Origin of the sequence: Streptomyces sp. NPDC001852 (assembly GCF_042891825.1) — a bacterium.
Taxonomy (GTDB): domain Bacteria; phylum Actinomycetota; class Actinomycetes; order Streptomycetales; family Streptomycetaceae; genus Streptomyces.
Genome location: NZ_JBIATN010000007.1, coordinates 112,777 through 125,183, shown reverse-complemented (window position 1 = coordinate 125,183; position 12,407 = coordinate 112,777). Strand labels below are relative to the sequence as shown.

Sequence of the window (12,407 nt, the reverse complement as noted above, 5' to 3'; positions counted from 1 at the left end):
CGCATGCGCAGGAATTCCTGGAAATTCGGTATCGGCCTCGCGGTCTCGACCGTGGTGATCAGCGGCGGCGCGATGGCCCCGGCCGCGATGGCCGACACCGGCCCCGTCGGCAGCGGACCGGGCGGCAGCCCTCCCCGTCTGAGCAGCATCCACGTGGGCAACGGCAGCGTGCGCATCGGCGACTCGATCTGCGCGGGCAACTGCAACGGCACCGTCAACGGGACCAAGGGCGGCAACGGCGGCATCTGTGCCGGGCTCTGCAACGGCAGCGCCAACGGCGGAGACGGCACCACCGGAGCACCGGGCCGCAACGGTGGCAAGGGCGGCAACGGCGGGATCTGCGTCGGCGTCTGCGCGGGCAGCGTCAACGGCGGCAACGGCGGGAACGGCGGCGACGCCGTGGGCTCCGGCGACGGCGGGGACGGCGGGCGGGGCGGGAACGGCGGGATCTGCCTCGGCACCGGCTGCGAGAGCAGCGGTCAGGGCGGCCGTGGGGGCAACGGTGGCAACGGCTGACTCAGCCGGCGGCCCGGGGGAGCGACTGCTCCGCCCACACCGTCTTGCCGACCCGGTCGTGCCGGGTGCCCCAGCGTTCGGCGAGCTGGGCGACGAGCAGCAGGCCCCGGCCGCCCTCGTCGAAGATGCGGGCCCGGCGCATGTGCGGGGTGGTGCCGCTGGAGTCGTACACCTCGCAGATCAGCGTCGAGTCCTGGTGGATCAGCCGGAGCTGGATGGGCGGGCGGCCGTAGCGGATGGCGTTGGTGACCAGCTCGCTGACCATCAGCTCGGTGGGGAAGGAGGCCTCGCCCAGGCCCCAGGCGGACAGCTGGTCGCAGGCGAGGCGGCGGGCGCGGGCGACGTCCTCGGGGTCGCTCTCCAGCTCCCAGGCGACGACCCGGTCCTCGTGCAGGACCCGGGTCCGCGCGACGAGCAGGGCGATGTCGTCGTCGGGACGATGGGTCAGCAGCTCGGTGAGCACGTGGTCGCAGACCGCGTCCAGGGACCGCGCGGGCCGGATGAGCGCGGCGAACATCTTGTCCAGCGCCTCGTCGATGTCGTGCTCGCGGGCCTCGAACAGCCCGTCGGTGTACAGGGCGAGCAGACTGCCCTCGGGCAGTTCGGTCTCGGTGGCCTCGAACGGCAGCCCGCCGAGCCCGAGCGGCGGGCCCGCCGGCACGTCCAGGAAGCGCACGGCGCCGTCCGGTGTGACCACGGCGGGCGGCGGATGCCCGGCCCGGGCCAGGGTGCACCGGCGGGAGACCGGGTCGTAGACCGCGTACAGACAGGTGGTGCCGATGCCGCCGGCGGTCTCGGCGGTGGGGTCCGTGCTGCCCTCGTCGGCGGCGAGCCGCAGCACCAGGTCGTCGAGGTGGGTGAGGAGTTCGTCGGCCGGCAGATCGACGTCGGCCAGGGTGCGCACGGCGGTGCGCAGCCGGCCCATGGTGGCCGAGGCGCGGATGCCGTGACCCACCACGTCGCCCACGACGAGCGCCACCCGCGCCCCGGACAGCGGGATCACGTCGAACCAGTCGCCGCCCACCCCGGCCCGGGTCGCGGCGGGCAGATAGCGTGTGGCGATCTCCAGGGCCGCCTGGTCGGGCAGCGTGTGCGGGAGCAGGCTCTGCTGCAGGGCCATGGTGGTGGTGCGGTTGCGGCCGTAGGCGCGGGCCTGGCGGATGCCACCGGCCGCCTTGGCCGTGAACTCCTGCGCCAGCCGCAGATCCTCCGGGCCGAACGGCTCCCGGCCGGGGCGCCGGCCGAACAGCGCCACCCCGAGCGTGCTGCCCTGGGCGAGCAGCGGCACCGCCAGCAGTGAGCGCGCCCCGGACGCGCGCAGCCACGCCGCGCCCGGGTCCCCCGCCGCCCACTCGGCGACGAGCGGGTCCGCCGTGTCGTACAGCAGCGGCCGGTCCGCCGTCAGGCACCGGGCCGGGGGCGAGTCCGGCGGGCAGACGACCGCCTCGCCGACGCCGCTTCCGTAGGCCGGTCCGACGCCCTCGGGCACGGCGCGCAGCGCGGCGCGGCGCAGGACGACCGGGCCGGGCCGCGGGGCGGGTTCCTCACCCGTGTCGCGGGGGGTGTCGAGCAGGTCGACGGCCATGACGTCGGCGAGCCGGGGGACGGTGACCTCGCCGAGTTCCTGCGCCGCGCGGGCCTGGTCGGCGGCCGTGCCGACGCGCGAGCCGCTGTCGGCCGCGGCGCGTTGCCCGGCGGCGGAGTCCTGCGCGGGCGTCTGCGTGGACATGCAGACGGCGCGCACCCGGCCGTCGGCGTCCTTCAGCGGGGTGAGCACGACACCGCGGCCCAGTTCCGCGCCGAGCCGGGCCCGGGCGTCCTGCGGCCGGCCCGTCTCCAGCGCGAGCCGCAGCGACCGGTCGGCCTCCTCGCTGGCGGCGCCGGGCACGATGTGCGGCAGCCGCAGTCCGCGCATCGCGGCCTCGGGCAGGGCGAGGGCGTGCTCCATCCGGCGGTTGGCGCGCACCAGCCGCAGGTCGGCGTCGAAGATCGCCAGCGGGAAGGGGGACTGCAGGAACGTCCACTCCTCCAGCGGTTCGCCCCGGGGCGGCTGCGCACGGGCCGTCACGGCGCTCACTACGAGCCAGTCGGTGACGCCGGCCTGCGAGGTCCGGCGGTGCGCGAGCACGCCCAGCTCCAGCAGCCGGCCGTCGCGGTGCCGCAGCGGGACGGTGCCGTTCCAGCGGCCCCGGCCGGCGACGATCCGCCGGGCCGCCGAGCCGTCGGTGGCGAGGAGCGCGGTGGCGGGCCGCCCGACGACGGCCGGTGAGTCGTAGCCGAGCAGCCGCTGTGCGCCCTCGCTCCACCCCGTGAGGATGCCCTGCTCATCGATGGTGGCCGTGGCCGTGTACGTCGACTGTCGCTCCATCGCCGCTCATCTCGCCCTTGCTCGGCAGGCTCTCCTCCAGCATGATCCCGGCCGGCGGTGAGCACCAACGCAGCGCATGCGGGCGGCCGCCCCGCCGGGGACGGCCGCCGCCACACACAACCGCGATCAACCGTTGGCCAGGGCCTGCACCCGGTCCAGGGCGCCATTGAACTTGTCGTGGTCGCCGACGGTCGGGCCGGAGGAGGTGTACTGCCACATCGTGTAGTACGACCAGCCGGCCGGCAGCGTCCCCGGGTCCGAGGCGTAGCGGGCGATCCAGAGCGGGTTGTTCGCCGCGAAGCCGCCGTAGTTGCCGGTGCAGTCGCTCCACCAGCTGGTCGCCGTGTAGATCACGGCGTCCCGGCCGGTGAGGGACTTGTAGGTGTTCAGGAAGTCGGCGATCCAGCTGACCATCGCGCTCGCCGACTTGCCGTAGCACTCGGCGCCGTACGGGTTCCACTCGATGTCGAGCGCCCCGGGCAGGGTCCTGCCGTCCCTGGACCAGCCGCCGCCGTGGCCGACGAAGTAGCTCGCCTGGGTGGCGCCGCTGGTGGTGTCCGGGGTCGCGAAGTGGTAGGCGCCGCGGATCATGCCCACGTTGTACGAGCCGTTGTACTGCTGGGCGAAGTACGGGTTCGTGTAGTACGTGCCTTCCGTCGCCTTCGTGTACGCCCACCTGACCCCGCTGTTCCACAGGGTCGACCAGGCGACGTTGCCCTGGTAGCCGGAGACGTCCACGCCCTCCGTCTGGGTGACGCCGGCGGACGTGGGCGTGCCGTGCCGCCCGTCGTGTGCGAGGACGCCCATGCCCATGTGGGCGGAGCCGCGGCCGGGGATGGTCGCGGCCTGGGCCGAGGTGAGGGGGAGGGTGAGCGAGAGCGCCGCGAGCAGGGCCGTGACCAGGACGGCGAGGGGGCGCGGGCCGAGGGGGCGGGCGGAGCGGTCGGAGCCGGGTCTGTGCACGGGCATGACGTGCCTCCGGGGAGTGGGGTGGGGGGAACGTGGCTGTGACCGTGTACCGGATGCCGCACTGGCGTGGGCATGCCAGTGATTGCCTGGTAAGGAAGCTACGCACGTAGACGACGGCGTGGGAAGGGGGTCCGGGCGCCGCCGTTGGTCTAGCCCTGCGAAATACTTACGGAGCTGCGGCAATGACGACTTTTGGCAGAAACTTTCAGCAGGCGAAACCGAGCAGGGGTGCTGACGTGCACGAGGACGGATACGGCGACGCACATCGCGGCGCCCACCAGACGACGCCCAGTGGTGCAGACCAGGAATTCCTGGCACTGGAACGGGAGTTGACCGTGCTGCTGAGGCGGGCCCGGGCCAACCAGGGCGAGATGGCCCGCGAGGTCCATCCCGACCTGGAGTCCTCCGCGTACGGCCTGCTCATCCGCCTGGACGAGTGCGGCGGCCAGCGGGCCACGGAGCTCGCCGGCTACATCGGCGTCGGCAAGGCCACCATGTCCCGCCAGCTGCGCGCCCTGGAGGAGCTGGGCCTGATCGCCCGCGAACCCGACCCCGCCGACGGCCGCGCCTGGCTCGTCACCCTGACCGAGGAGGGGCGCGGCCGGGTCGGCAAGGTCCGCGAGGCGCGCCGCGCCCGCTACGTCCGGCAGCTCGCCCACTGGGACCGCCGCGAGGTGGCCGAACTCGCCCGGCTCCTGCACCAGCTGAACGGCGTCATGGAGAAGTAGGGCCGTCCCCGAGGGGGCCGCGCGGCGGCAGGCCGGAGCCGGCGGGCGCTCAGAGTTCCACGTAGACCACCGTCGCGTCGTCGTGCGTCTTGCTCCGCCCCAGGAACGCCCGCTCCTCGCGGTCCGCCAGCTCCAGCTCCCGCACCCGGTCCACCAGCGACCGGGCGCCCTCCTTCGCGACCGTCCCGAACAGCGCCTGCCAGTCACCCTCGTGGAACGTCTCCGTCCAGCGGGTCGCGCCGTCCGTCAGCGCGACCAGGGCGCGGACGCCGCTGCGGGGCACCGTGCCGGCGACCGCGCGGGCGGCCACGCAGGGATCGGCGGCGGCCGTGAAGAACCCGCCCTCCTTGTTGCGCAGGGTGGCGTCCACCAGGGCGTCGGTGGCGAGCGCGGAACGCGGGAGCCGGGCCAGCCGGTCGTCCAGCACCGGCGTGACCGTCCCGTCGGCGCCCTGCAGCAGCAGCGCGGAGTCGGACAGCACCAGGTACTCGACGGTGTCGGCGGACCAGCGGGCCAGGGCGACGGTTGCCTGGGGGGTGCGCGGGTGAGAAAGTTCACAGGTTTGCGCGTGGGCCTCGGCGGTGCGGCCGATCGCCCGCGACAGAATCTCCGGGAGCGTCAGATCTCGGAGCGAAACGGTCAGTTCGGTCAGCGCGCCGCCGAGCCGCGCGGTGAACCAGGGGACGGAATGCAGACACCCCGTCCCGCCCCGTGGCGGAGTCACCCCGTCCAGGACGATCGCACAACCCCCCTGCCCGGAAGCGGGTAGTCCGACACCGGCGAAGTCCTCGTTGGGTCGGTTCGCGTCGCCGGGTTCCGAAACGAGATCAGTTCGCATCCGGCCAGTCTGCACGAGCCCTTCACAGGATGCGCCAAAGGCTGGCAACCGTCGCCGAATTGGCACGACCCCGCAGGTCAGCCGCCTGGTTTGGGGTGGAATGAGGCACTCCGGGAAGGCGTGGTGGCGAATACTGCCAAAGCCTGCCCCGCTCGTCCAACCGGCAGGCCGGGCAAGGGCACCGCACGCGCCGCAGGAACTTGCCCGCCAACTCCCCTCCGATGTTCACTCCTTCGGGTGGCGGGCCAGGTGATGCGCGACCACTGCTCACCGGCGCTGGGAGGGTCGGGAACCGTACGAACCGGGTGTAGGCACCACTTGGCACCGAGATGACGGGGCGCCACCCGGGTCCTTGGGTAGTCGAGTTCAGGAATGCGAGCACCGGTGCAGAAGAAGTGGCCTCGGCGCACAGGCAGTCAGACGGTCCCCACGGGGACCGCCCCACAGACCCCCGTGGGCACCGGCCGCCGCACCCATGTGCGCACCCGGCTGATCGTCGCCGTCGCCGTGGTGGCCGCGGCCGTCGCCGGAGCCGGCGCGCCCTCCCTGCTCACGGCCTCCCAGGACGTCAGCGACTCCCAGGACCTGGTCACGCTGGCCACCCGCACCCAGGACGCCCTCGCCCTCGCGAACTCCCTCGCCGACGAGCGCGACGACGTCACCTCCTACATCGCCGCCGGACGCCCCCGGTCGAAGGCCCCCTCCGAGGACCGCAGCGCCCGCGTCGACCGGCAGGTCGAGGACCTGCGCGCCGAGGAGGACACCCCGGCGAGCCTGCGCAGCGACCTCGACGGCATCGCCGCCGTCCGCCGGGCCGCCCTCACCGGCCAGAGCACGGCCCTGCAGGCCCACCAGGCGTACTCGGCGGCCATCGCCGAACTGCACCGGCTCGCCGAGCAGCTGGCCGACCAAACGCCCCCGCGGGCCGGCTCGGGCGCCCACGCGCTCGCCGAGCTGGACACCGCCGTCCAGCAGTCCGCCGCCGCCCGCGGCCTGCTGCTCGCCGCGCTGAACGTGCCGTCCGCCACCCGGACGGTGATCAGCCCCGTCACCGGCCTGCCCACCACGACCTCCGCCACCTCGGAGGCCGACCGGAAGCAGCGCGACCAGCTGACCGCCGCCGCCCAGCAGGCCCGGCTGCGCGCCGACGCGGCCCTCGCCGACTTCCGCGCCACCGCGCCCCCGACGGCCGTCGACTCCTACGACTCCACGGTCACCGGCACCGACGTCAACTTGGCCGAGAAGTACCTCGCCACGCTCACCGACCAGCCGACGCTGGCCGACAGCGAGCTGACCACCAGCACCAAGAAGCTGGACGCGGCCCTGTCCGCCCGCGTCGACCTGATGCGCGGCGCGGAATCGGCCCTCTACGACCACCGCACCAAGGACCTGGCGAAACTCCGCGACGACGACGTCACGGCGCTGGAGATCCGCATCGCCGTCCTGGGCGCCCTGATGCTGGTGGCCGTGGGCCTCGCCACAGCCATGGCCCGCACCCTGACCCGCCCGCTGTCGGTGCTCCGCCGCGGCTCGGCCCGCCTGGCTCAGTCCGCGGACCCGGCGACCCAGGAGCCGATCGCCTTCACCGGCCGCAACGACGAGTTCGCCGAGGTCGTCCGCTCGGTCAACGCCCTGCACGCGCACGCGGTGGCCCTGCGCGAGCAGACCGTCGCCGCGGGCGAGCGGGTCGCCACCCTGGAGACCGACCGCAAGCACCTGGTCGGCCAGCGCCAGAAGATGGCCGACGCCCGCGAGGCCCTCCAGGCCGAGCTGAGCCGGGCCGCCGAGCAGATGGAGCGGCTGCGCACCGGCATCGGCGGCACGTTCGTCAACCTGGCCCTGCGCACCCTCGGCCTGGTCGAACGCCAGCTCGGGGTCATCGAGGGCCTGGAGGACCGCGAGCAGGACCCCGACCGCCTCGCCACGCTCTTCAAGCTGGACCACTTCGCCACGGTCATGCGCCGCCACAGCGAGAACCTGCTGGTCCTGGCCGGTGCCGAGCACGTCCAGCAGCACCACGGCCCGGTACGGCTGGTCGACGTGGTCCGGGCGGGCGTCAGCGAGATCGAGCGCTACGAGCGGGTACGCATCGCGGCCCTCCCCCCGCACGCCCACGTGGCGGGCTTCGCGGCGGACGACCTCTCCCACCTCCTGGCCGAGCTGATGGAGAACGCCACGTCCTTCTCCCCGCCGGACCTGCCCGTCGAGATCTCCGGCTGGCTGCTGGAGAGCGGCGAGGTCATGCTCTCCGTCCAGGACGAGGGCATCGGCATGGCGGCCGACCGCCTGGACCGCCTCAACGCCCGCCTGTCCGACTTCGACCCCGACTCCACCTACGACAGCGAGGGCGACGCCGGCCTCGGCCTCGGCCTGTACGTCGTGGCCCGCCTCGCCCACCGGCACGGCGTCCGGGTCCAGCTGCGCGAGCAGAAGCAGGGCGGCATCGCCGCGGTGGTCGTCCTCCCGGCCGCCCTCCTCAGCGAGGCCCCGCCCGCCGCCCTGCCCCCGCAGACCTCGTCCATGAGCACCACGGGCACCTTCTCCCTCCCCGGCGCCGACGCCGAGGTCAACTCCAACGTCCTGCACGCCCGCACCAAGACCACCGACCCCCTGGTCGCCCTGGCGGAACAGGCGCTCCACGGCTCGACTGCCGCCGGCGGTACGGCAGAGGGGGGCGCCGCCGGCGGTACCGCAGAGGTGGTCGCCTCCGACGGCACGGCTGAGGGCAGTGCCTTTGCCGGTACGGCAGAGGAGGCCGCCTTCGAAGAGCCGGCCGCCGGAGACACCACCGGCACTCCGGCCGCGGGGACCACTCCCGTCCGGCCGGGTGGCGACGCCGAGGGCGCCTTCGGTACTCCGGACGACGACACCGACCGTCCGGCGCAGCAGGCGGATCCGGCGGCTTCTCGGGTTCCGGCGGGGGAGACCGGCATCGCCTTCGGCGACCTGGTCGGTGGGACCGCCTCCGGCGGAGCGGCCGGTGAGGCGGAGGACACGGGGTGGGACGCCTTCGGCGCCGGGCGGAGGGCGGGCGGCGGCCGGGCCGAGCAGGCGGTCCACGAGCAGGCCGCCCCGGCCGCCCAGGACGCGCAGACCCGCCCGAAGGCCCCGGCGGAGACATTCGCCGAGTCCACGATGGAGCTGCTGCTCCCGGACCTCACGGCGGAGCCCACGGACCCGTCGCCCGCCGGCGGCGGACGCGCCCCACAGGGGCCACCCGCACCCGGCGACGAGAGCCGCACGGCTGGTGCGGGTGGGAACGCGATCCCCGCCGAAGGCGAAGCCGAGGCGGAGGAGCGGGTCACCAGCAAGGGCCTCCCCAAGCGCACACCCAAGATCACCGTACCGACCCAGGCCCCGCGCCAGCGGACCCGCTCTGTGGACGCAGAAGCCCTCCGCAGGAGGCTGGGCGGCTTCCGCCAGGGCGCCCAGGCCGGCTACCGCGACGTAGAGGCAGAGATCGCAGCACGTACCGAAAACGCCACGGGGGGCTCAGCCGAGGAGGCAAGCAGTTGACCGCGCCCAGTAGCTCCAGTACCTACGGACTGAGCAGTGAAGCCCGCAACCTGCACTGGCTGCTGACCAACCTGGTCGAGGAGGTCCCCGGCATCCAGTCGGTCGCCGTGGTCTCCTCGGACGGCCTGCTCCTGCTCTCCTCCGACCCGGGTCACACGGAGGGAGCCCGGCAGGCACGCGGAGCCAAGCGCAGCGGCCCCCGCGGCTCCTCCGCCGACCTGGCCACCATCGTCTCCGGCATCGGCAGCCTCACCGTCGGCGCCGCGAAGCTGATGGACTTCGGCGGCGTCAAGCACACGATGATCGCGATGGAGGAGGGCAGCCTGTTCGTGATGTCGATCAGCGACGGCTCGCTGCTCGGCGTGCACGGCAGCGCCGAGTGCGACATGAGCGTGGTGGCGTACCACATGGCGCTGTTCGTCGGCCGCGCCGGCCACGTCCTCACCCCCGAACTCCGCAGTGAACTGCGCAAGTCCCTGGAGACCGAGTCCGCGGGGAGCGCCCGGTGAGCGGCGGCGCGCAGCAACTCCCCGTGCGCGGAGGCGGCCGCAAACCCGCCCGCGTCCGCCCCTACTCGCTCACCGGCGGCCGTACCCGCTTCGGCCACGTCCTCCTCGTGGAGACGTTCGTGGCGGCGCTGGAGGCCCCTCAGGAGCGCAGGGAACTGACGAACGGTGCCCTCACCACCCGGGTGATGCCGGAGATGCAGGCCATCGTCGAACTGTGCCGCCGCATGCGCACGGTGGCCGAGATAGCCGCGCTGCTGAAGATGCCGCTCGGCGTGGTCCGCGTGCTCCTGAGCGACCTCGCGGACCAGGGGAAGATCCGTGTGTACGGCACCGGAACCGGTCACGGCACCGGCCGCCCGGACCGCGCGCTGCTGGAAAGGGTGCTGAGTGGACTCCGTCGTCTCTGACGCCGCCGCCTCCGCCGTCGGAGGCGTCCCTCTCGTCGCCGGATTCACCGAGCCCGACGAGGACCTGAGGTCCTGGCAGACGGACCGCACCCGGGCCCCCGTCGCCACGAAGATAGTCGTGGCGGGAGGCTTCGGCGTCGGCAAGACCACCCTGGTCACCTCCGTCTCGGAGATCACGCCCCTGCAGACCGAGGCGCTGATGACCGAGGCGAGCGAGGAGACCGACGACCTCACCGCCACACCGGGCAAGCTCACCACCACCGTGGCCATGGACTTCGGCCGCATCACGCTCGACGACGACCTGGTGCTCTACCTGTTCGGCACGCCGGGCCAGCAGCGGTTCTGGTTCATGTGGGACGACCTGGTGCGCGGCGCGATCGGCGCCGTCGTCATGGCCGACACCCGCCGGCTGAAGGACTGCTTCCCGGCGCTGGACTACTTCGAGAGCTGCGGACTGCCGTACGTCGTCGCGGTCAACCACTTCGACGGCAGCGAGCGGTTCGAGCCGGAGGACGTGCGAGAGGCGCTGACCATCCCCGCGCACATCCCTGTAATGATCATGGATGCACGGCGCAGGATCTCGGTGATCGAGACCCTCCTGTCCCTCGTCGGCCACGCGCTGGACGAAACCCCCGAGTAGGAGAACAGCCCCCGCATGCGGAAGATACTCGTCGTCGGAGCCGGCCAGTCCGGCCTCCAGCTCGCCCTCGGCCTGCAGTCGCACGGCTACGAGGTCACCCTGATGTCGAACCGGACCGCGGACGAGATCCGCACCGGCCGGGTCATGTCGACGCAGTGCATGTTCCACACGGCACTGCAGCACGAGCGCGATCTGAAGCTGAACTTCTGGGAGTCCCAGGCCCCGAAGATCGAAGGACTCGGTGTCTCGGTCGCGGCCCCCGGCTCGCACGACCCGGGCCCCACGCAGCGGGCGATCGACTGGGTGGGCCGGCTGGACGGGTACGCGCAGTCGGTCGACCAGCGGGTGAAGATGGCCGGCTGGATGGAGACCTTCGCCCAGCGCGGCGGCCAGCTGGTCATCCACGGCGCGGCGGTCGGCGACCTCGACTACTTCTCCCGCACCTACGACCTCGTCCTGGTCTCGGCGGGCAAGGGCGAGCTGGTCCAGATGTTCGGCCGCGACGCCTCGCGTTCCCCGTACAGCGAGCCGCAGCGCGCACTGGCGGTGGCCTACGTCCACGGGCTCGGCCCGCGCCCCGAGCACCCCGACTTCCACGCCGTTCGCTGCAACCTGGTGCCCGGCGTCGGCGAGCTGTTCATCATGCCGACGTTCACCACTTCCGGACCGGCCGACATCCTGTTCTGGGAGGGCATACCCGGTGGCCCGCTCGACGTCTTCAACGGCGTCAAGGACCCGGCGGAGCACCTCTCCCTGACCCTGGAACTCATGGAGAGGTTCACGCCCTGGGAGCACGCGCGGGCGACGAAGGTCGAACTGACCGACGCGGGCGGCACGCTGGCCGGCCGCTACGCCCCGACGGTCCGCAACCCCATCGGCCGGCTGCCCGGCGGCGGCCTGGTCCTCGGCGTCGCGGACGTCGTCGTGGCCAACGACCCGATCACCGGCCAGGGCTCCAACTCCGCGTCCAAGTGCGCCGCCTCGTACCTCGCGTCGATCGTTGAGCACGGTGACAAGGCGTTCGACGAGGAGTGGATGCAGGCCACCTTCGACCGGTACTGGGACACCGCGCAGCACGTCACCAAGTGGACCAACGCGATGCTCATGCCGCCGCCGGAGCACATCCTGAACCTCATCGGCGCGGCCGGCCAGCTCCAGCCCGTCGCCGACCGGTTCGCCAACGCCTTCAACGACCCGGCCGACTTCGAGAACTTCTTCTATGAGCCGGAGAAGACGGCCGCGTATCTGGCCTCGGTGACTGGAGCCTGATGGGTCTCTGACCTGCGCTCCGACCTTCGTCGTCTGTCGTTGTTGGTCGACGTCGGCCGCCCTCGGACGGCCCACAGACGGCCCCGGCTGGCACCGGGGCCGTCTCTAGTTTGGAAGATCGCGTATGCGGGCGGGTGCTGACCTGGGAGGCTTCTGACCTGGGCCGCAGTGTCAGTGTGGCCGTCGTTCCCCGTGAGTCCCCGTCGCGTGCCGCTGGATCGGGCATGCGAAGGGCACAGAGCCGCTACGTCCCGGACTGTCAGCCTCCGCCTCCGCTGCTGCCTCCGCCGTTGCCGCCTCCGCCGTTGCTGGGGCAGAGGCGGTTGAGGATGCCGGAGATGAGGCCGCTGCCGCCTTGAACGGGGGCGCCGCCCCCCGGCCCGCCCCCTCCGCCGCCTCCCCCGCTGTTGCTGGGGCAGAGGCAGTTGAGGATGCCGGAGATGAGGCCGCTGCCACCGCTGATCGAGCATTGACGCAGCGTGTTGACGGCAATGGACTGCGGTGTGGCAACGTCTCGACTGTGCCAGCTACTGGCGGATGCCGAGGGTGCAGTGAGCAGGGTGGCGCAGATCGCTAGGGCGGTACAGGCCGTTGTGGAGGCGATTCGCCAAGGAGGACGGGAAGATCTCATACCGTTCCATTTCGTC

General features: G+C 72.9%; 10 protein-coding genes. 7 read left to right on the top strand and 3 right to left on the bottom strand.

Annotated features, from left to right (window positions below; genetic code table 11):
• Positions 1-3: 3 nt before the first annotated feature.
• On the top strand, positions 4-516 hold the full coding sequence (locus ACFYZB_RS14470) for a hypothetical protein (protein ID WP_388758288.1): 513 nt from the start codon (positions 4-6) through the stop codon (positions 514-516).
• 1 nt (position 517) lies between these two features.
• Here ACFYZB_RS14470 and ACFYZB_RS14465 read toward each other — a convergent pair whose 3' ends face one another.
• On the bottom strand, positions 518-2,884 hold the full coding sequence (locus ACFYZB_RS14465) for a SpoIIE family protein phosphatase (RefSeq protein WP_388758286.1): 2,367 nt from the start codon (positions 2,882-2,884) through the stop codon (positions 518-520).
• Positions 2,885-3,010: 126 nt separating this feature from the next.
• Positions 3,011-3,853, bottom strand: coding sequence for a lysozyme (locus ACFYZB_RS14460; RefSeq protein ID WP_388758284.1), 843 nt, complete (start codon positions 3,851-3,853; stop codon positions 3,011-3,013).
• 236 nt (positions 3,854-4,089) lie between these two features.
• On the opposite strand from ACFYZB_RS14460, the gene ACFYZB_RS14455 reads away from it, so the two are divergent.
• On the top strand, positions 4,090-4,581 hold the full coding sequence (locus ACFYZB_RS14455; protein WP_351208111.1) for a MarR family transcriptional regulator: 492 nt from the start codon (positions 4,090-4,092) through the stop codon (positions 4,579-4,581).
• Positions 4,582-4,630: 49 nt separating this feature from the next.
• Here ACFYZB_RS14455 and ACFYZB_RS14450 read toward each other — a convergent pair whose 3' ends face one another.
• Positions 4,631-5,419: a protein phosphatase 2C domain-containing protein gene (locus ACFYZB_RS14450; protein WP_388758282.1), complete on the bottom strand. Its 789-nt coding sequence runs from the start codon at positions 5,417-5,419 to the stop codon at positions 4,631-4,633.
• Between the two features lie 384 nt (positions 5,420-5,803).
• On the opposite strand from ACFYZB_RS14450, the gene ACFYZB_RS14445 reads away from it, so the two are divergent.
• Genes ACFYZB_RS14445 through ACFYZB_RS14425 form a run of 5 tightly spaced genes read left to right on the top strand, consistent with a single transcriptional unit; the run spans position 5,804 to position 11,760 of the window.
• Complete coding sequence (locus ACFYZB_RS14445; RefSeq protein WP_388758280.1) at positions 5,804-8,935, top strand: nitrate- and nitrite sensing domain-containing protein; 3,132 nt, start codon at positions 5,804-5,806, stop codon at positions 8,933-8,935.
• Positions 8,932-9,444: a roadblock/LC7 domain-containing protein gene (locus tag ACFYZB_RS14440; protein ID WP_351208114.1), complete on the top strand. Its 513-nt coding sequence runs from the start codon at positions 8,932-8,934 to the stop codon at positions 9,442-9,444. Before ACFYZB_RS14445 ends, ACFYZB_RS14440 begins: the two co-directional genes overlap by 4 nt.
• Complete coding sequence (locus ACFYZB_RS14435; RefSeq protein WP_388758278.1) at positions 9,441-9,851, top strand: DUF742 domain-containing protein; 411 nt, start codon at positions 9,441-9,443, stop codon at positions 9,849-9,851. The genes ACFYZB_RS14440 and ACFYZB_RS14435 overlap by 4 nt, the downstream gene beginning before the upstream one ends.
• Positions 9,832-10,491 (top strand): ATP/GTP-binding protein, encoded by a 660-nt coding sequence (locus ACFYZB_RS14430; protein ID WP_388758276.1) that lies wholly within the window; start codon positions 9,832-9,834, stop codon positions 10,489-10,491. Before ACFYZB_RS14435 ends, ACFYZB_RS14430 begins: the two co-directional genes overlap by 20 nt.
• Positions 10,492-10,506: 15 nt before the next feature.
• Positions 10,507-11,760: a styrene monooxygenase/indole monooxygenase family protein gene (locus tag ACFYZB_RS14425; RefSeq protein ID WP_388758275.1), complete on the top strand. Its 1,254-nt coding sequence runs from the start codon at positions 10,507-10,509 to the stop codon at positions 11,758-11,760.
• Positions 11,761-12,407 lie beyond the last annotated feature (647 nt).